Raw genomic sequence first — 19,854 nt, 5'->3', positions numbered from 1 at the left:
ATAGAAAAGCTACCGATTTATCGGTGGCTTTTTTTAAAAGATCAGAAAGTATAAAATCTCTGGTCATGAGGACGATGCGCGATGCCGCTCCAGGCAGCTTGCTTTCCGCAGGGGAGTGGTAAGCCTCCTCGCGCCTTCACACTGCTAAGGTCTTACCGATCTCCCTCTTCCCGCGGGACTCTCGTATTGCATCATGAGTCAGCGGTGTCCGTAGAACACACGATTTTAGAGTGTTCCGAGCTCTCACCCCTTAGGCTCCAATCCACTTACTTGACCCGGCAATGAAAGCATCTGAGGTAGGGTGCTCTATGCCCAGACAAGACCGAGCATTTGCCTGGTTTTTCTATTTTTCTTCCTCATATAATTCAGGTCTGACCATATAGACATCCTATTTTAGGTTTGAAAGGGCTAGAAAACACCGTGAGTCTGGAAATGATAGAAATCACTGAGTGAAAAGGAATGTGCAGGGTGGATGTCGAAAATATAGTACAACCAGGGAATGAATAGCTCTTTCCAAATTTGACATGAATTTGTTACAATTTCTAGTCAACCATTTTAGGACACCGTCACTAGGGGAGGAGCTCTACGAATAATTTTCAAACAGAGTGTAGTATGATAAAATGGATTGAATGAAGTCGTATAATCCTTGAGGAGTGACTTTGATGGAAGAGAAAATTTTAGTGGTTGACGATGAGCAACCTATTGCAGATATATTAGAATTTAATCTAAAAAAAGAAGGATATAGTGTTATTGTAGCTTATGATGGAGAGCAGGCGCTCGCCAAGGTTGAAGAGGAAGAACCTGATCTCATTCTGCTTGATGTCATGCTCCCGCAAAGAGATGGCATGGAAGTTTGCCGAGAGATCAGAAAAAAATATAATATGCCTATCATCATGCTAACCGCAAAGGATTCAGAAATCGATAAGGTGCTTGGTCTGGAGATGGGCGCTGACGATTATGTGACAAAGCCCTTCAGTAATCGTGAATTGATCGCGCGTGTAAAAGCAAATCTTCGTCGTCATCAGCAAATTGCGACTAAGGAAGATGAGACGACAGAGATAGCCATTGGTGCCCTTGTCATTCGCCCTGATGCTTATTTAGCAACTAAACGCGGTGAGCCCATTGAGTTGACGCACAGAGAGTTTGAATTGCTCTATTACTTGGCTAAGCACACAGGTCAGGTCATGACCCGTGAGCATTTGTTACAAACAGTATGGGGCTATGATTATTTTGGAGATGTTCGGACCGTTGACGTGACGGTGCGACGATTAAGAGAAAAGGTTGAGGACAACCCAAGCCGTCCAGTTTGGATCATGACGCGTCGTGGCGCCGGCTATTATTTAAGAAATCCTGATCGGGAGTAATCATTATGCGTATTGTCGGTTTTTTTAAATCGATCCAATTTAAATTTGTTTTGATTTATACCTTGCTGATTCTTTTAGCAATGCAATTAATTGGTGTCGATTTTAGCTCTTCTCTGGAAAAAAACTATATTAATAGTAAGCAACAATCAATGGTAAAGGAAGCGAAAACGCTTTCTTATTTTGTGAGCGAAGCCATAAAAAAAGCGGAAGAGACCGATAAAGGCGATATGAATGCCATTTCTAAAGCGGTTCAGGATCAAATCTCAGATGTCGGTGAAAATAATGTTCGGGTGATCTCTAAAGATCGCATTATTTTGGCGACAAGTAACGATAATAGCAATGAGGTTGGCAAGCAAGACAATGATAAGATCGTTGTCAAAGATTTATATACAGCGGAGGACACCACTCACCGAATCTTAAAATCAAAGTCGGATAATGGGCGCGTGATGGTCGTCACCACGCCGGTTACAGTAGGTAAAGAAAAAGTTGGACTTCTTTATATGGAAGACTCTTTGAATGGCATTTATAAAGAATTGCGAACGACAAATAATTACCTCGCCTCTGCTATTGTAATTGCCCTCATCGTAACGGCGCTGCTTGGCTTTTTTCTGGCGCGTACGATTACAAAACCATTGGCCCAAATGCGCCGTCAGGCACGGGCGGTTTCTCAGGGAGATTTTTCACTCCGAGTGGATCATAATGATGATGATGAGATCGGCCAATTAGCGAATTCCTTTAATAACATGACTGAGCGTTTGCAAGAGGCGAATGCATCGACGGAGGCTGAGCGCCGTAAGCTTCGTTCGGTTTTAACTTATATGACTGATGGAGTGATTGCGACCGATCGTAATGGTGACATTATTCTTGTCAATGATCGTTCGGAAGAGTTGCTTCACGTTTATCGGGAAAACATTTTAGGTAAATCCATTATTGATCTCTTGAAGATAGAAGAAGAGTTTCATTTAGATGATCTATACGATATGGAAGATTCCATGATGCTAGACTTTAGTACTGAGCACCAAAAACTCCTCGTTCGCGTGAATTTTTCCGTGATTCTTAAAGAAAATGGGGCGATTGATGGCTTAATTGCTGTGCTTCATGATGTCACCGAGCAAGAGCAAATTGATGAGGAAAGACGTGAATTTGTTGCTAATGTCTCTCATGAATTACGTACGCCACTTACGACAATGAAGAGTTATCTGGAAGCTTTGTCTGATGGAGCTGTCGAGGATGAGAATCTACGCGATAAGTTTCTCGGCGTCACGCAAAATGAGACAGAGCGCATGATCCGACTGGTGAATGATCTGCTTCAGCTTTCCAAGCTGGATGCCGAAGATCCGAATTTTAACAAGGAAACGACGAACTATATTTCTTTCCTAAAGGATATTATCGATCGTTTTGAAATGAGTAAGAAGCAGCATATTCATTTTGAGCTTAAATTACCAAGAGGCCCCATTTATACGTATCTTGATCGCGATAAAATGACTCAGGTGATCGATAACATTATTTCAAATGCCATTAAATATTCTCCTGATGGGGGAAGGATCACTTTTAAAGTGGTTAAAAAGGGCAATCATTTAGTAACTGGAATCCGAGATCAGGGTGTGGGTATCCCTAAAGAAAACCTGACGAAAATTTTTGATCGTTTCTTTCGGGTGGATAAGGCACGGTCACGCAATTTAGGGGGGACAGGCCTAGGTCTTGCGATCGCTAAAGAAATCGTTGCAGCTCATGGTGGAGAAATCTGGGCGGATAGTGAATGGAATAAAGGAACGGCCATTTTCTTTACCCTTCCACTTTCAAAAGGGGGAAGCTATGATGCGTGAATTAATTAAGACCATTCTACTTACAGTGCTTGTCCTTCTTAGCTTCTTTTTAACGTGGAATATTTGGACGTTCCAAGGTGACTTTGAAGAGGTTGAGCCTCAAGTCACGAATAATCAAGTAAGCATTGATATGGGCTATAATTTAAATGAGATTGTGAAGCCTTATCAATTCCTCATTCAAGATCAAAATGTTGTCTATGGAACGGTTGATCGTGTGGAAGTCGATAAAATGTTTGATGCACTCCTAAATGCAAAATGGACGGTGCCGGTTAGTAATTCTATTAATGACAAGGATTTGCCTTCTAGGGAGTACGATTTGCTTTTCCCAGCACCGATCACTTCAGAGATCATCAAGAGCTTATTTTCCTTCACCAAGGATAATACCAATATTCCAGCTACAGCGGTGAATAGAATGGCCCTATATGTGGATGATGCACATGGTAAGGAGCATGCCAATACAACGCTTGTGTTTAAGGATCAAACAGGCAAAAATATCTTTTACGCTACCAGTAAGAATTTTAATATAAGTAAAATCAATTCTTTATCGGGAAGCTGGGCCGATCTGGGAGAGGACTGGGTGCCTTATACAAGAGTCATGGTAAGAGGCAATAAAGAAGTCTTCCTACCCACCCATTCTACTCAGCTTGATCAAAAGAAATTCCTTTATGAACCTGTTCAAATTGAAAAATTTGAGAGGATATTATTCCCGGATCTGGGCTCTGTGCAAGAGCATAATGGGGTCTATAGTGACGGGGTCAATACATTATCTCAAGATCAGGATGTCCTGACGTTTAGTTCGGGTTCAGGGTCGCAGAATATTTCCCAGGACATGGACACGATTTATGATAGCTGGATGAAAATCAATAGCTATCAAGGCTGGACCGATAAATATATCTACGATAGCTATACATCCAAACCAGCGAGTGGAGAGTCTGAAGTGGGCTTTCGCATCATGGTAGATGATCTTCCTGTCTATAGTTTGTCAAATAAGTATCAAGCGATGATTCATCTAAAATGGAATAAGGGTCAGCTTCTTGAACAAGATCGCACGTTGATTAATTTGAATACAGTCGCTTTCTCAGAGAGTCATGGAAAGAAACTGCAATCTGCACAAGAAGTGCTACAAACTCTTCAAAATGATAAGATAAGTTTAAAGGATGTTCAAGATATTCGAATGGGTTACATCATGGTTCAGGATACAGAGGCCCAGATTGTCACGATGACACCGGCCTGGTTATATGAGAAAAATGATGAATGGCACCAGCTTTTCACCGATTCAGATCTTGCGGCTCAAGTGAAGCAGAATGAAGTGCAGAATATGGGGGGGAATGATCAATGAATTGGGGACAAACCAAAACCATTTTCATTCTTTGCTTTTTCCTCCTCGATATTTTTCTGGGGTATCATCTTTGGGAGAATCACCACGAATACCAGGAGCGCTACGAAAGTGGTGGCGATAACAATTTTGATCAGCTCATCAGTTCTGGAAGCATTGATACCTCACATGTGACGCTTCCTAGTAGCAAGCAGCAGGTAACATTTTTAGAGGGGACACCAGTGGATTTTACGAGTGATAGTGTCCATAAAGCATTGGAAAAGCTAAGTGGACCAAAGGGTAAGAAAGTTTTTAATTACGCGACTGATGCCAGCGGGGTTAAATTGAGTGTTAAATTTACGAAACCCGTATCGATTCCAAAAGATCCATCGACAGATGATATTAATAGTCTCCTCAAAAAATATGTGTATCAAGGTGACCATTATAATTTTTGGAAGTTTGATAAAAAAGGCAGTACGACAACCTATCACTTTGTGCAAACCTATAATGATTATCAAGTCTACTCTATACCTAAGGAAAAGGTAAGCACGCTCAATGTACAAACAAAAAACGGCAAGGCGATCAGCTATGATCAAACGTATATTCATATCCAACCGGCCAATCAAAAAATGACCATGCCTGTGACACCGATGGAGGCCATTCAACAATTATGGGAACAAAACTATTTACCTATTACGAAAAATCCATCGATCACAACGATCCATTTATGCTACATCAATATGGTGACCGCGCCAAATGTTGAAGATAATGCGACGCTGAACTATATCCCGGCATGGTATATTAAAGTGAAGCTGAAAGATGGATCGGATGTGTCTACTAAGGAATATTTTGTTTCAGAGCTTAACGTAAAATCAATAGATGATCAGGATCAGGGGGATTAGTGTGGCATTACAATTCAGTGTTTTAGCAAGTGGGAGTACTGGTAATGCTGTTTATGTTGAAACAGATCATCACAGGCTCCTCATCGATTGTGGTTTAAGCGGAAAAAAGCTGGACGCGCTGTTTGCAAAAATTGATCGCTCGGCAAAGGATTTAGATGCAATTTTAGTGACGCATGAGCATAGTGATCATATTAAGGGGCTCGGTGTCTTCTCCAGACGACACCGATTGCCGATCTATGCCAATGAGAAAACTTGGAAGGCTATGGCAACAAGCATTGGTGATATTCCTGTAGATCAAAAATTTGTTTTTCAAACGGGTGGTCTGCAAAGCTTCGGGGACATTGAAGTGGAATCCTTTGGCGTGTCCCATGATGCGGCTGAACCGATGTTCTTTGTTTTTCGTCACCAACAAAAGCAGTTAACCTTACTGACGGATGTCGGTTATGTCTCCGATAAAATTAAGGGAACGATTAAACAGTCGGATGCTTATATCATTGAAGCTAATCATGATATCAATATGCTGATGGCTGGCCGTTATCCATGGAATGTCAAACGCCGGATTCTTGGTGATTCAGGACATATTTCCAATGAGGATGCTGGAACAGCATTAACAGATGTTTTGGATGATCGCACAAAGAAGATCTATTTAGCGCATTTGAGTAAGGACAACAACTTGAAAGAGCTAGCAAGGATGTCTGTACAGCAAAAGCTGGAACAGCATGGTTTAAGAATTGGTGAACGCTTAGGCCTGTATGATACCGACCCTGAGGTTCCAACGGCATTGTCCATTGTTTAAGAAAAAAGATGTGTTTTTTAAGTTGAAGAAGTGGGGAAATTTTTAGTAAATATCAAAAATGTTACATATTCCATTGGGAAAAAGGGAATACCGTTATAATGACGATGTAATGATTCGATGAAAAGGCAAGGTGATTAAAAGTATGGGTTACTATGATAACGATGAGTATCCAAACTCAGAAAGTAGACAAAGCCCCAAGCGCAGACGCGGAGGGTGGTTTGTCTCAGGTTTTTTAGGTGCCGTCGTCGGCATCATTTTCTTTTTCTTAATCTCACCTTTTTTGGAGAATCAAGGCTGGTTACCCAACAACAATTCAAATGACCAGACGACGACAACTCAGAATGCAACAGGTCCGACAAAAAATATGAATGTTGATGTCACCAGTGCAGTAACGAAGGCAGTGGATAACGTATCCCCAGCAGTCGTTGCGGTGATTAATCTCCAGAGTGCAAACCTTTTTGATAATCAATATACTGAATCCGGTATCGGTTCAGGTATTATTTATAAAAAGGATAGTCAATATGCTTACGTGGTCACTAATAATCACGTTGTGGAAGGTGCCGGAAAAGTAGAGGTACGCTTTGATGATCAAAACAAAGTCGATGCGAAGGTCTTGGGAACAGATTCCCTTTATGATCTTGCTGTCTTACAAATCCCTTCAAAGGATGTTAAGAAAGTCGCTCAATTCGGGAACAGCAATAACCTAAAACGCGGTGAGCCCGTCATTGCCATTGGTAATCCACTTGGATTTTCAGGCTCAGTGACTGAAGGAATTGTCAGCTCGCAAGCACGATCCATTTCAAGAACTATTGATTTAAAAAATGGTGGTCAAGTCACCTGGAATGCAGAAGTTATCCAAACAGATGCCGCCATTAACCCAGGGAACAGCGGTGGGGCATTGGTGAATATTGACGGCCAGGTTATCGGGATAAATTCATTAAAGATAGCAGAATCCTCTGTTGAAGGCATTGGCTTTGCCATTCCAATAGATGTGGCTTCACCAGTCATTAATCAGCTTGAAAAAGAGGGTAAGGTTGAACGCCCGTATATCGGTGTCAGCATGGCTGATCTTGCTCAATTGCCAGCAACGGCCATTCAACAGCTGAAGGTACCAAACAGTGTGAAAGCGGGTATTGTGGCTACCGATATCGTCAGCGGTGGGCCAGGAGCCAAAGCTGGGTTGCAAACGGGAGACGTTATCGTCGCCATTAACAATCATAAGATTCAGGCTGATGAATCAGACTCTGCCACAACAGATTTCTCAACCTACTTATACACACACCTTAAAGTCGGTCAAGAAGTTAAATTGAAAATCTATAGAAACGGTCAAGCGAAGACCCTGACGATCAAGCTCGGTGGAAAAGTCTTCTCTTAAAATGAAGCACCCAGGTACGTATTTAATGCGTACCTGGATTTTTTGTACTATCAGAATTTATACTTCGCTGACGCTCATAAAGGAAGAGAATATAAGTGTAATTTTGAGTTTCGCCACCTGAGGCTTGCGGGCACCCTAAGTGTGTGATGTGCAAAAATCACATCAGGAGTACCAGCGAAGTGGTGCAAGCCAAGTTTTCTAAAAAGATAAGAGAGTATAAAATTTCTGGTCAGAGGACGGTGCGGATTTCCGCTCCAGGCAGCTCACTTTCCGCGGAGGAGTGGTAAGCCGCCTCGCGCCTTCGCGCTGCTAAGGTCTTACCGCTCTCCCACTTCCCGTAGGACTCTAGTCTCCGCATCATGAGTCAGCGGCGCCCGAGGAACATACGATTTTAGAGTGTTCCTCGGGCGCCTTGCACTCCCATCCACTACCAGACAATGAAGCCTCTTCCATATAAGATGATCCCTATACTAAGGACAAGGACCGGGCATGCTTTTCGCCCAGTTTTTCTTAACAAAGGGGCTTGTTGTTTAAGGTGTTTGTGGCTGGTATTTGTTAATTTGGGCCGTACATTTGTTTCTTAGCGTGGGCTTTTGTTACCGTGCCACAGCCATTTGTTGCACTCAGCCCTTGATTCGGAAACTTAGCCCTTGGCTTCGTTCTCTATTTGTTAATTTCGAACTATACTCGTTATTTTGCTTGGGGCATTTGTTAAAATGGTTGCGCCATTTGTTTCTTAGGGGAGGCTTTTGTTACCGTCCCTCAGCCATTTGTTGCACTCAGCCCTTGATTCGGAAACTTAGCCCTTGGCTTCGTTCTCTATTTGTTAATTTCGAACTATACTCGTTATTTTGCTTGGGGCATTTGTTAAAATGGTCGCGCCATTTGTTTCTTAGGGGAGGCTTTTGTTACCGTGCCACAGCCATTTGTTACGCTCAGCCTCTGATTCGGAAGCTTCCCCTTGATTTATTCTCTTTTCGGAAACTTGTTCTTCAGACTGGTTCATTTTTTGAGAATGTAGACATTGCTATCTTTGCTGATGATTTAACGCGAGACTATAAAAACAGAAGCTAAAGTTTGCTACGTCTTTCTTTTTCACTCTTGAGGCATGAGCCGGGTTGAGATGGCGATGCGATTCCAAGCATTAATGGTGATGATGCATAGGATGATGTCACTGATTTCTTTGTCACTAAAGTAGTGCTGAAGCCCTTCATAGATGGCATCGGGAACTTGGTCCTTTGTCACAAGGGTTACAGACTCCGTAAAGGCTAAAACAGCCCGTTCCTCTGGTGTATAAAAGGGAGATTCTCGCCAAGCATTCAGCCCATAGATGCGTGCTTCACTTTCTCCAAGTTTTCTCGCGTCCTTTGTATGCATATTAAGACAAAAGGCACAGCCGTTGATCTGTGATGCCCTGATTTTAATGAGCTCCTTTAACTTTGCTGGGAGCTTTGAGCTTGCAGCGCATTTTTCTAATGCGAACATCGCTGCGTAGCTTTCAGGATTGACATGCTGCATTTCCATTCGTGTTTCCATATGAATAAGCCTCCTCAATTATCTTTTCACTCTCTAAGACAATGGAGGAGGCTATTTTGTGACATAATGATTTAAATGTTTTTAGGCAGCTTATCAGGATTAAGCACACCGTATACGTGTGAGATGGATGAAGCATCAGGGGTTAACGCCAACAGCCATAGTGCCTTAGGACGTCCTTCAGCTTTCACCATTAGGGCAGGACTGCCGTTAGCTTGGGTCAGAATCATTTCATCAGCAAAGGCTTCTTTGGCGAGAATGCCTTTAAAGAAGGCGAAGATCCGCTGAATACTGGTAATCTGTCGTGTTGCGGCTCTCACTTTTCCGCCACCATCGGTTGTAATAATCGTATCTTCACGCATCAACTGAATCAAATCAGTGATATTCCCGTTGTGTAAAGCCTCGATGAACCTTTGAACCATAACCCCTTTACTGTCAGGGCGGGTCTCAACTGCTGGCTGGCTTTTCATTTTTTGACGGGCACGGCTATAGATTTTTCGACAATTGACTTCGGTTTTCCCTGTGATCTCCGCAAGCTCGTCGTAAGCGATAGCGTAGGAAGTCTTTAATACAAAAATAATACGCTCTGTTGGTGTCAGTGTTTCTAGCATCACCAAATAAGCATAGGATACCGCCTCTTTGTTCTCAAGGGCCATAAGGGGTTCGTTATCCGTAGAATGGATGAAAGGCTCTGGTAACCAATTCCCCACATAGCGTTCCTTCTTCTTAACGGAAGCCTTCATGAGATTGAGACAGCGATTGCTCACGGATTGGCATAGAAATGCCTTAGGATGCTGAATATGATTCCAGTTTACAGTCCCTAATGAAGTAAAGACATCCTGTACAATATCCTCCGCTTCCGTTACTGTCCCAAGCAATCGATAAGCGATGGAGAACAGTAAAGGGCGATAGTCGTGATACGCTTGTTCAAGATTCATACATACGACTCCCTTCCTAAAAGAGCTCTCTACTTATGATTATAGCGTTTGCCAGCACGTTAGTGGAGGATAAAGGTCATTAAAAACGATTAAAAGTCAAAGTTATCAGGGTCTGGACCAACACGTAAATTTTCGTTGAGTCCGTCAATGCGTGCCATATCCGCTTGAGTGAGTTCAAAATCAAACACATCAGCATTTTCAATAATACGGTGCTCTTTTGTTGATTTTGGAATGGTCACCACTTCATTTTGTAAATCCCAACGTAAGATCACTTGTGCAACAGATTTATTGTAGTTCGCTGCAATCTCCTGCAAGGTGGGGTTGTCTAGCAACTGACCTTGCATTAAAGGGGACCAAGCGCCCATTTGAATGCCCTGGGTTTTACAAAAGGCATGCAGCTCTTTTTGAGTCAGACGCGGATGATACTCCACTTGGTTAAGCATCGGCTTAATCTCAGCTGTTTTCATTAAGTCTTCAAGGTGATGGATTTGGAAGTTGCTGACACCAATTGCTTTGATACGGCTATCTTTATAAAGCTTTTCTAATGCGCGCCAAGCTTCATTAAATTTGCCTTCTACTGGCCAGTGGATCAAATACAAATCTAAATAATCCAAACCGAGTTTTTCTAAGCTGGCTTCATACGCAGCTAATGTTTCTTCATAACCAAGATCGTCATTCCATACTTTCGATGTGATAAAGAGATCTTCTCTGGCTATGCCTGTTTCTTGGCTGGCTTCACGAATCGCTTGTCCAACGCTTGCTTCGTTTCCATAAGCAGCCGCAGTATCAATGCTGCGGTACCCGTGCTTAATGGCCGCTTTAATCGCTTGAACTAATTCAGGACCTTCTTCTACTTTAAAAACACCAATGCCGAACCATGGCATTTTGACTCCATTGTGCAATGTGGTTCTATCTTGTAAATGAGTTGGCATTATTTATTCCTCCAAAATATATCAGTTTTATTTATTAAGGTGTTGCTGTATGACGCGGGGCTGGCCGTTTGTCCCTCACCTCCTTAAAGTGGGCTTAAAGTCTAGCTTTTAAGCTTTTGCTTGCTGATCTCGGCGTTCTAAGCTGCGGCTCCAGCCTGTTAAGACAACAGCGATAGCTACCATAATAGCGCCAATCCAGGCCGTATGAATCAAGCCGATAGAATCTGTGATGATCCCACCGATGTAAGAACCTAAGGCAATCCCGGCGTTAAAGGCAGCAATATTGACCGCTGAGGCAACATCGACAGCGCTCGGTACGAAACGTTCCGCAAGCATCACGACATACACCTGCAAGCCTGGCACATTCATGAACGCAAATAATCCCATGAATAAAATGGTAATAATTCCAGCCATTTTAAAGGGTGCTGTAAAGGTTAAAATGAGTAAAACAATGGCTTGAATACTAAACATATAAAATAACGCAACAATTGGCTTATGGTTGGACAATTTTCCACCGATTGTATTACCAATCGCAATCGTAATGCCATAAATGAGCAAAATCACAGCAACAGTGCTTGCCTTGATGCCTGTCACGGTTTGAAGCAATGGTGATAAATACGTAAAGACAACAAATGTTCCACCATAACCAAGTGCTGTAATAATAAAGACAAGCAACAAGCGTCCGTTGGTAATCAGCTTGACTTGATCACGCAGCGATGTGCGCACGCCTTTTCGCAAATGACCCGGTACCAAAATAGCATTGGCAATTAAAGCGATGAGCCCAACGCCGACAATGACTATAAAAGCAAGGCGCCAGCTGAATTGTTGGCCGAGGAAGGTTCCGATTGGCACACCAGTGACTGTCGCAACCGTCAATCCGGTGAACATAATAGAGATCGCACTGGCCCGTTTATTTTCTGGAACAAGATCAGCGGCAATTGTTGAGCCGATGGACATGAAAACGCCGTGGGAAAAAGCAGAAATAATCCGGGCAACCAATAATATACCAATATTCGGTGCACTTGCCGCTAAGCTGTTTCCGATAATGAAGATGATCATGATCCATATTAATAATGTTTTTCGCGACATCCGCGAGGTTAAAGAGGTAAGAATGGGGGCGCCAAAGGTTACCCCTAATGCGTATAAAGATACGGTGAGTCCAGCGGTGGTCACTGGAATATTTAAGTCTTTGGATATAAGCGGTAATAAACCGACACTAATGAATTCGGTTGTCCCAATTGCAAAGGCACTAATGGCCAGCGCAAGTAGGGCCAATGTGCTTCTTTTTTTATCTAATGACATTCTGTCTTCTACTCCTTTTGTGATATATGTTAATGTGAGCACATTTAATTTTGAAAATGCGGGCTTATTTGGCGTGCAAATGTTATTATGATACGTGCAAGACAAATTGAAAAGTACGTACTTTAAAGTGATATAGGAACCGGAAAGTGCTATAGGCACTTTTTCGTACCTATTGAAAAGGAATAGATTCAATCTAAAATAGATTTAAAAGTCATCAGGCGTGTTCATGGTCAAGCATAAGCATGGACAGGCCCGTGCTTTTCTAAAAATCATAGGAGGAACACATTCATGCAAAAAAAGAAGTACAACATTTCAGTTGAAGCAACATTAGAGGTCATTGGTGGCAAGTGGAAGTGTGTGATCTTGTGTCATTTAACACATGGGAAAAAGCGCACAAGTGAATTGCGTCGTCTGATACCCAATATCACGCAGAAAATGTTGACTCAGCAATTGCGGGAGTTAGAAGAAGATGGCATCATTAATCGCATTGTCTATAATCAAGTGCCCCCAAAAGTGGAATATGAGCTCAGTGAATACGGCTGGAGTTTAAAAAGTATTTTAGATGCCCTATGTAATTGGGGAGAGCAGCATATTACCAAGGTTTATGGAGATAAATTTGCCGTATTAGAAGAAAATATTTTAAATGAACAGCCTGTAGAGTAATATGTGTTAAAAAGGGTCTTTTAGTGATAAGAGAGAGGAAAGTAGGATAGAAACCGTTCACAGTATGGTAGAATAGAAAAAATGAAATGCCCTGGGGGAAGAGGAAATGGAAGTGAATCAATATTTATCGGTCCTACTTATAGCCATTACCTGCTGTCAGTTATATATTGCTTATCTTGCATGGAAAAAAAGGCAGTTTCCTACCGCTTATAGTTTGTTTCTCGGTATGTGCGCGGGTGCCTTCTATTCGTTTGGTTATGCCTTTGAAATCGTCAGTTCTGATTTGGCGGAAATCGAGTTTTGGCTGAGAATAGAGTATATTGGTATTTCCTTTGGAACGCTCTTTTGGTTTATCATGGTGCTTCATTATACAGGTTATTCTGCAGCTCTTCGCAAATGGGGCGTGGCGCTGCTATCTCTCATCCCTATAGTGACCTTAATCAGTCATTATACCAATCCTTGGCATCACTTGTTTTACAAAAAAATTGCACTTTCTTATGCGACGGGATTTCCGTTAGCATCCATTACCCCAGGTCCTTTTTACTTCCTCCATGTCATTTATTCTTATGGGCTCATATTTATGGGCATGTTCTTTTTAATGCGCATGTATCACAAGACTTCTAAGCATATGAAAAATCAGGTGGCAACGATTGCCTTAGGCTCTGCGGGGATTTATGGTTTAACACTCCTGTATTTGCTTGGGATATTAAAGTCACCTATAGACCTCTCTCCATTCGGCTTTCTTTTTACTGGGGTTCTTTTTATTTGGGGAATCTATCAATATAACATGTTGAAATTAGTCCCTTATGCACTGCAAAAGGTGTTTGACTCGATGCAGGACGCTGTTATTGTCCTTGACTTGGACTTGTGTATCTCTAGTGTCAATCAGTCCGCACAGCGGCTCTTTCCAACCTTACAAAATAAAGGGATGCTCGGGCGCCAAGTGGCAGATGTTTTATCTGAGCATAAAGCATTACTGGAAGTAATTCATCAGGGGGTACCCTGGGAAACAGACATCCAGCTGATAAGTGGAAGAGAATCACGCTATTATCATCTCTCTATTACAGATGTAGAAAATGGGTGGAACCACTCTATTGGAAAAATGCTCTTATTAAACGACATGACTGCAACAGTGCAGAATGAACAGCGCTTGCTGGCCAACGCGAAGCAATTAGGTGAGTTAAATACATTTAAAGACAATTTATTTCGCATTATCGCTCATGATATCCGTGACCCTCTGTCGATCCTTATGAATTTGATGGAAATATTGAGAGAAGAGCTTGAACAGAATGAAGGCGCAGGGCAGGATATTGCTCAAGAGATGGAGCAGCAGATCCAAAATACCTTTACGCTTGTAGAAAACTTGCTGGATTGGTTCCGAAGCCATCAGGACAGTATTACCTTTAATCCATTGTCTTGGAATCTAGCAAAAGTGGTTCAGAAAAATGTTGATTTTTTTCAGCTCCAAAGTACGCGCAAACAGCTTAATATCTCCTGCAATATACCAGCGGATCTCTTTGTCTATGCGGATAAAGAAATGTTGGAATTGATCATAAGAAATCTCTTGTCTAATGCGATCAAATTTACGGATTATAAGGGGCACATTTATTTAAATGCCAATAAGGAAGAGGACAAGGTGATTGTGTCCGTTCAAGATACGGGTGAGGGTATCCCTCCTAATCAATCGAGGACATTGTTAAAGGATGATCGACAAAAGTATCCAACCGCTTCAAAGGGAACAGCCGGCGAGCGTGGGATTGGCATCGGGTTAACGCTATGCCAACAGTTCGTCCAAATCAATGGAGGCGATATGTGGTTTGAAAGCAAACGCCATCAGGGAAGCACTTTTTATTTTTCAACCCCTGCAGTTGAGGCGTAAATCAGCCACGGAATGGGGGCCAGAAGGATGGGTATGAAAGCTGTGATTATAGATGATGAAAGAGCCGTGCACCTCATTTTGCGACGCATGCTGGAGAAGATCGACCACATCGATGTTATCGGCTCCTTTCAAGAAACTACAGAGGCCTTTGCTTTTATAAAGGCACATGCAGTGGATATAGCCTTTATTGATATCAATATGCCAAAAGAGAGTGGACTAGATTTTGCTAAGCGCATAAGGGAAAAAGGGTGGCAAATGAAGTTAGTTTTTGTCACCTCTCACAAAGAATTTGCTCTGCCGGCTTTCGATGTCTATGCGTACGACTATATTGTAAAGCCTATTTCCCAGGAAAGGCTGAAGACCACCATTAGCCGGGCGGTTTCAGAGGAAACGGTCAAAGCGCAAGAAGAAGCCGTTACTCCACCTGCTGTCTCAGTCCCCAATCTTGTTGAACCCTTGACCAAAAGGGAAAAAGAGATCCTACAGCTGATGAGTCAGGGCATGTCTAATAAGGAGATCGCCACAACCTTTTCCTTGTCAGAAGGCACTGTGAAAAATCATGTCGTCAATATTTTTGGCAAGCTTCAAGTGAAGAATCGTGTCCAAGCCGCTATTGTAGGGAAGGCGGCGAAACAAATTGATTGAAAGAACGTGTGGGTACAGGACAAAAATCTACGTCAGCCCCATACCATTCCTCTTAAAAATTTTCTTCGATCTAGAAAATGAAAATCCATCTTTGATCTGGTCATCAAGCCCACTCTTTCACAAAAAGAATTTCAGCTCTATGTAGCTGTTCAAGGTGGCAAATGGCCTCGATTTTGCAATTCTTCATAACATTTCAGGCGCCCAAACATACTATGTAGCAAAGATAAAGTGGGTGATACGATGTCCTTTATCGTCAACATTTCTCAAGTCAAAGTGAACAGTATTGCCAATAATGCTTCGATTGATGTTGGGCCCTGCATTCATAACAGTCATGCCTCACACACGAAGATTTGGGGCAGTAATATATCATCTGGCGACCATACGCCAACCGTGTCAACGAACATGAATCATGTTTTTGATGCAGATGTTAATGATCAGAGCGAATGGTTTGGCGCAGATAGAGCTCAAGCCAACCAGAGTTAAAGAAGTATACCTTCAAGTGGCGTTAGGAGTGGTTAGATGCCTTATGCAATTAATATTTTTAATATGAAAACCAACAGTGTATCAACGAACGGAAACATTGATATTGGCCCTACCGTACAGAATAGTCATACGTCTGCGATTAAGCAAGTCGGAGCCAATCTGTCTCTCGGCGATCTTTCACCATCTAATTCATTTCATTTCAACAGCTATGTTGATCCCGACCTCTATGATCAAGGCCAGGTGGCAAACCCTTCTTTGCCGATTTCCAATCAATTGTAAAGCCCCTGCGTCGTTTGCGAAGTTTTGCGTCTCTGCGAGGAGTGGTTAAATGCCGTACCAAATCAATATTTTTAATATGAAGACCAACAGCGTGTCGACCAATGGTAGTATTGATATTGGTCCAACGGTTCATAACAGTCATACATCAGCGATCAAACAAGTCGGAGCCAATCTGTCTTTTGGTGATCTTTCACCGTCCAGCTCATTTCAAGTCAATAATTACGTCGATCCTGATTTATATGATCAAGGACAAGTGGCGAACCCATCCTTACCACTGTCAAACCAGCTATAAAGAGGAGAAGGGTGGAATCGATGACATTTAATGTGAATATTTATCAGCTGCGAATCAGCACAATGAATAACAACGCCTCCATCATCATCGGTCCGGGTTACCATAACAGCCATGCGTCAACAACGAAGCTAGAGGGTAATAACAGCACAGCTGGCGACCATGCGCCCGCTTCAGCACTTATGAAAAACACCAGCTTCGATCCAGATGTCAACGACCAAACCGAAATTGCTAACAGCGACAATATCTACACTGGACCACAGGGCAACCCCCGTCAAGAGCATCCGGATGAACAAAAATAAAAGAGCTCCTGCAAGGGCGCTCTGAATATTTACTCTGTGAGGCTTGCCATTATCGGGCGAGTCTTTTTTATACTATCAGAATTTATAACTTCGCTGACGCTCATAAAGGAAGAGAGTATAAGTGTAACTTTGACTTTCGCCACCTGAGGCTTGCGGGCACCCTAAGTGTGTGATGTGCAAAAATCACATCAGGAGTCCCAGCGAAGTAGTGCAAGCCAAGTTTCTAAAAAGAAAAGAAAGCATTCCTGTATTGAAGCAAAATGAGGTTTGAACAAAAAAGTCCTCCTGGTATGATACGAGGTGTCCAAAGCTGATCAGCGAAAAGGACCCTTAATAAAACCAAGGAGGACTTAAAATGAAGTATAAACAAAATCAGAAGATATTACAACTTACGGAAAAGATATTGATTATTGGAGTGGATAGTGCACGTTTCTGCTCCAGGCAGCTCGTTTTCCATATGTCTACATGATGCGGGTAGGTCGACGCTATTACAGCAGCTGATGGTTTAATCGATCTTCTTTGATCCCTTTGGATTAAGTGCTGGGCAAGTCTTGTCGATCTGCTACTTTCCCAGAACTTTTATTTAGGTATCGGTGAGTCAGCGACGTTGAGGAATACACTACGTTCAAGTGTTCTGAATCTCACACCGCCCTCTAATCCCCTTGATCCGCGAAGGTAGGTAGTGTTGAATGAGTTTTCAAATCATGGTGTGAATACAACAGAGGGGAGAGACAAGTGAACAAAAGACTCCCACAACGTAACAAAGGAAAGGGCCATTTTTACAAATAAGTGTTTAACCTAATAAAGGGTATAGGCTTCCAAATTGCAGCTAGAATGGGATAAATGAGAGAAGAAGGTTATCAAAAGATAAGAGCGTTTTTAGAAAAAATCGACTGGCACTGTTTCACTAGAATACTTATTGTGAACATATTAGAGCTGTGCCAAGTCACAATGGTAACAGTATGCTGGAGCTAAACCATGGTATAATAACATAAGAATTGAAATGAAAATGAGGGTGCATACATATATGATTTATAGCTGTCTTGAAGACGTGGAACTAGCGTTAGAAGAGGTGATCGATGAAACGGAGCTGGCACCAATCATTGAGAAGCTCCCAGAGGACAGAAGGTTATCCACACCTTGTCAATACTGCGGAGAGCAGGCGCTATATGTTGTGACAAACGTCCATTCTGATACATGATGTGGATAATAAATGTGGATATGTGGATAACTTCTGTTGATAACTTGTTAATCAGTGAGGGATAACTTGTGAATATCACCATTTTAACCGTAGGAAAGCTTAAAGAAAAATATCTCAAACAGGGCATCGAAGAATATGTCAAACGCCTAACGCCTTATGCTAAAGTAAGTATCATCGAAATACCCGATCAACCCGCACCGGAGAACCTAAGTCCCGCCGACATCACTGCCATAAAAGACGAAGAGGGTAAAAAGCTATTAGCCAAGCTCTCACCCGATACCTATGTCATCTCACTAGCCATTCTCGGGAAGCAGCTTACTTCCGAGCAGCTCGCTAAAGAACTCGACCAGCTCGCCACCTACGGCCGCAGCAAAATCGCCTTTATTATCGGTGGCTCCAACGGCCTCAGCGACGAGATATTGAAGCGCTCCGATATGCAGCTCTCCTTCTCAAAGATGACCTTCCCCCACCAGCTCATGCGCTTAATTCTGGTTGAGCAGGTTTATAGAGCGTTTAAGATTAATCGGGGGGAAACGTATCATAAATAGAGGCAAAAAAAGTTGTAAATAAGGTGGCATTTTATTGTCGGAAGCGGGTAATGGTTGTGTGTAAGTATCTTCTTTATCCGTTTCTCGATACAACATGTGGATAAGGGTAAAGGTCTTTGATGCATTGACCTCTGAAAAGTCAAAATCAAGTTCAATGTTGTCAACATAACGAGAACGATCTTTTGATTGTTTGATGGATATTCTTTTTAGCAAAAGCTGAAATAATTGCTTTTGTCTGTCTCTTGTTGACTGCTGAAAAACTGCTACGAACTTTTCTAATAGAATCCTAACCAAATTAGGTGGAATTACCTCGTTTAAGCATATCATTAACTTCTTCCACTCTTTTTTCAGGTGGTAGTGTAATAAATTCTTCTCTGTTCAATTGCATTCTCCTTTCTTTTGGTAGCGTTATAGTAGTTATCTTATCTTATACAGAACCCTTTTAAATCATGCTGTTTTTCGACAAAATCGCTTATAAAATTGAATTTTTTCCAAGTCTTTAAACTATCATATATAGATGTTTATACATCAGGTGTTTGACGAAAAACAAGATTAGAAGGTGAAGACATGTGTAATATGCAGAATGATAGAAGTTTATTTGGAGAGTTTCTCCTGAAATGCCGAATGAAAAACGGTTGGAGTCTATGTGATGTAGAACAGCAAGTGAGAATTACTCCAAGTTATTTACACAGATTAGAACAGGGGAAAAGGAAAAATCCAACAATGAGATTGATACATTCTCTGGCTGTGGTGTACTCTGTCCAGGTTACAACGTTAGTTGATCTTTTATTACTGGATCAAGGGGAGAACAGGATGAAGAATAATAGTGAGGATATTATGCTATCGGTAGCCATTGCAAAGAAAAAAGCTATTATTATACTGTCCCTCATAGAGAGAGAAGACATTTATAATGAAGTGACACAAGGGATAATGGCAAACTTGGAATTGGAACCTATTTCAAAGCAGAAAAGACTTAATTTAGGATTAGATGGACAAAAGTTGAAGGATGATAGGTTTATAAAGGAGTATCGTGACAAACAGGGAAAGGCAAGGTTCATAATGACTGATTCACAAAAGTTTTCTGTTGAATTTGGCCAATATAAATATGAGGGATATTTTCCTATTGGAACGAGAATGAAATTTCAAAGAGGGGTACAAGAAATTACATTCTATGTCTCCAATGCGGTAAAGGTAGAAGGGAAACCAGCAAGTATGGCGATAAACAGATTTGCGGTCTCAGGGATAAAAAACATTAAACTGTAAATAAAAATAGATTACAAGA

General features: G+C 41.9%; 20 protein-coding genes. 16 read left to right on the top strand and 4 right to left on the bottom strand.

What is annotated here, in order from left to right; all coding sequences use genetic code 11:
* Positions 1–662 precede the first annotated feature (662 nt).
* The 6 genes from yycF to IEW82_RS17520 all read left to right on the top strand — a co-directional run bounded on the left by yycF (position 663) and on the right by IEW82_RS17520 (position 7,578).
* A complete protein-coding gene (gene yycF, locus IEW82_RS17545; protein ID WP_188697809.1) occupies positions 663–1,364 on the top strand; it encodes a response regulator YycF in 702 nt (233 codons plus the stop codon).
* A gap of 5 nt (positions 1,365–1,369) precedes the next feature.
* Positions 1,370–3,190: a cell wall metabolism sensor histidine kinase WalK gene (walK, locus tag IEW82_RS17540; RefSeq protein WP_188697805.1), complete on the top strand. Its 1,821-nt coding sequence runs from the start codon at positions 1,370–1,372 to the stop codon at positions 3,188–3,190.
* Positions 3,180–4,529, top strand: a complete 1,350-nt coding sequence (locus IEW82_RS17535) for a YycH family regulatory protein (protein ID WP_188697802.1) — start codon at positions 3,180–3,182, stop codon at positions 4,527–4,529. Before walK ends, IEW82_RS17535 begins: the two co-directional genes overlap by 11 nt.
* Entirely contained in the window at positions 4,526–5,407 is an 882-nt protein-coding gene (locus IEW82_RS17530; protein WP_188697800.1) for a two-component system regulatory protein YycI, read from the top strand. Before IEW82_RS17535 ends, IEW82_RS17530 begins: the two co-directional genes overlap by 4 nt.
* A gap of 1 nt (position 5,408) precedes the next feature.
* A complete protein-coding gene (locus IEW82_RS17525; RefSeq protein ID WP_188697797.1) occupies positions 5,409–6,203 on the top strand; it encodes an MBL fold metallo-hydrolase in 795 nt (264 codons plus the stop codon).
* Positions 6,204–6,345: 142 nt separating this feature from the next.
* Complete coding sequence (locus tag IEW82_RS17520) at positions 6,346–7,578, top strand: S1C family serine protease (protein WP_188697794.1); 1,233 nt, start codon at positions 6,346–6,348, stop codon at positions 7,576–7,578.
* Between the two features lie 1,095 nt (positions 7,579–8,673).
* Here the strand turns inward: IEW82_RS17520 and IEW82_RS17515 are convergent.
* The 4 genes from IEW82_RS17515 to IEW82_RS17500 all read right to left on the bottom strand — a co-directional run bounded on the left by IEW82_RS17515 (position 8,674) and on the right by IEW82_RS17500 (position 12,283).
* Positions 8,674–9,114, bottom strand: a complete 441-nt coding sequence (locus tag IEW82_RS17515) for a carboxymuconolactone decarboxylase family protein (RefSeq protein WP_188697792.1) — start codon at positions 9,112–9,114, stop codon at positions 8,674–8,676.
* Between the two features lie 71 nt (positions 9,115–9,185).
* Positions 9,186–10,049 carry a sigma-70 family RNA polymerase sigma factor gene (locus IEW82_RS17510; protein WP_188697787.1) on the bottom strand — a complete coding sequence of 288 codons (864 nt, stop codon included), beginning with the start codon at positions 10,047–10,049 and terminating at the stop codon, positions 9,186–9,188.
* Between the two features lie 89 nt (positions 10,050–10,138).
* Complete coding sequence (gene pgoN / locus IEW82_RS17505; protein WP_188697784.1) at positions 10,139–10,981, bottom strand: glyoxal/methylglyoxal reductase; 843 nt, start codon at positions 10,979–10,981, stop codon at positions 10,139–10,141.
* A 108-nt stretch (positions 10,982–11,089) separates the two neighbouring features.
* The gene (locus tag IEW82_RS17500; RefSeq protein ID WP_188697782.1) at positions 11,090–12,283 is read right to left on the bottom strand and encodes an MFS transporter; all 1,194 of its coding nucleotides are present in this window, start codon (positions 12,281–12,283) and stop codon (positions 11,090–11,092) included.
* A gap of 288 nt (positions 12,284–12,571) precedes the next feature.
* On the opposite strand from IEW82_RS17500, the gene IEW82_RS17495 reads away from it, so the two are divergent.
* The 10 genes from IEW82_RS17495 to IEW82_RS17450 all read left to right on the top strand — a co-directional run bounded on the left by IEW82_RS17495 (position 12,572) and on the right by IEW82_RS17450 (position 19,835).
* On the top strand, positions 12,572–12,946 hold the full coding sequence (locus IEW82_RS17495) for a winged helix-turn-helix transcriptional regulator (RefSeq protein ID WP_188697778.1): 375 nt from the start codon (positions 12,572–12,574) through the stop codon (positions 12,944–12,946).
* Between the two features lie 106 nt (positions 12,947–13,052).
* Positions 13,053–14,825 (top strand): sensor histidine kinase, encoded by a 1,773-nt coding sequence (locus tag IEW82_RS17490; RefSeq protein WP_188697776.1) that lies wholly within the window; start codon positions 13,053–13,055, stop codon positions 14,823–14,825.
* 27 nt (positions 14,826–14,852) lie between these two features.
* Positions 14,853–15,470 (top strand): response regulator transcription factor, encoded by a 618-nt coding sequence (locus IEW82_RS17485; RefSeq protein WP_188697773.1) that lies wholly within the window; start codon positions 14,853–14,855, stop codon positions 15,468–15,470.
* 240 nt (positions 15,471–15,710) lie between these two features.
* Positions 15,711–15,953, top strand: a complete 243-nt coding sequence (locus tag IEW82_RS17480) for a spore germination protein (RefSeq protein ID WP_188697770.1) — start codon at positions 15,711–15,713, stop codon at positions 15,951–15,953.
* Positions 15,954–15,989: 36 nt separating this feature from the next.
* The gene (locus tag IEW82_RS17475; RefSeq protein WP_188697766.1) at positions 15,990–16,232 is read left to right on the top strand and encodes a spore germination protein; all 243 of its coding nucleotides are present in this window, start codon (positions 15,990–15,992) and stop codon (positions 16,230–16,232) included.
* A gap of 49 nt (positions 16,233–16,281) precedes the next feature.
* Entirely contained in the window at positions 16,282–16,524 is a 243-nt protein-coding gene (locus IEW82_RS17470) for a spore germination protein (protein ID WP_188697762.1), read from the top strand.
* 20 nt (positions 16,525–16,544) lie between these two features.
* Complete coding sequence (locus tag IEW82_RS17465; RefSeq protein WP_188697759.1) at positions 16,545–16,823, top strand: spore germination protein; 279 nt, start codon at positions 16,545–16,547, stop codon at positions 16,821–16,823.
* Positions 16,824–17,850: 1,027 nt separating this feature from the next.
* The gene (locus tag IEW82_RS17460) at positions 17,851–18,024 is read left to right on the top strand and encodes a CxxH/CxxC protein (RefSeq protein WP_188697756.1); all 174 of its coding nucleotides are present in this window, start codon (positions 17,851–17,853) and stop codon (positions 18,022–18,024) included.
* A gap of 68 nt (positions 18,025–18,092) precedes the next feature.
* Positions 18,093–18,572, top strand: a complete 480-nt coding sequence (gene rlmH, locus IEW82_RS17455; protein ID WP_188697752.1) for a 23S rRNA (pseudouridine(1915)-N(3))-methyltransferase RlmH — start codon at positions 18,093–18,095, stop codon at positions 18,570–18,572.
* A gap of 567 nt (positions 18,573–19,139) precedes the next feature.
* On the top strand, positions 19,140–19,835 hold the full coding sequence (locus IEW82_RS17450; protein WP_188697750.1) for a helix-turn-helix domain-containing protein: 696 nt from the start codon (positions 19,140–19,142) through the stop codon (positions 19,833–19,835).
* The last annotated feature ends 19 nt before the right edge of the window (positions 19,836–19,854 follow it).

Source organism: Pullulanibacillus camelliae (genome assembly GCF_014642655.1).
Taxonomy (GTDB): Bacteria; Bacillota; Bacilli; order Bacillales; family Sporolactobacillaceae; genus Pullulanibacillus; species Pullulanibacillus camelliae.
This window is presented reverse-complemented; position numbering and strand designations above follow the sequence as displayed.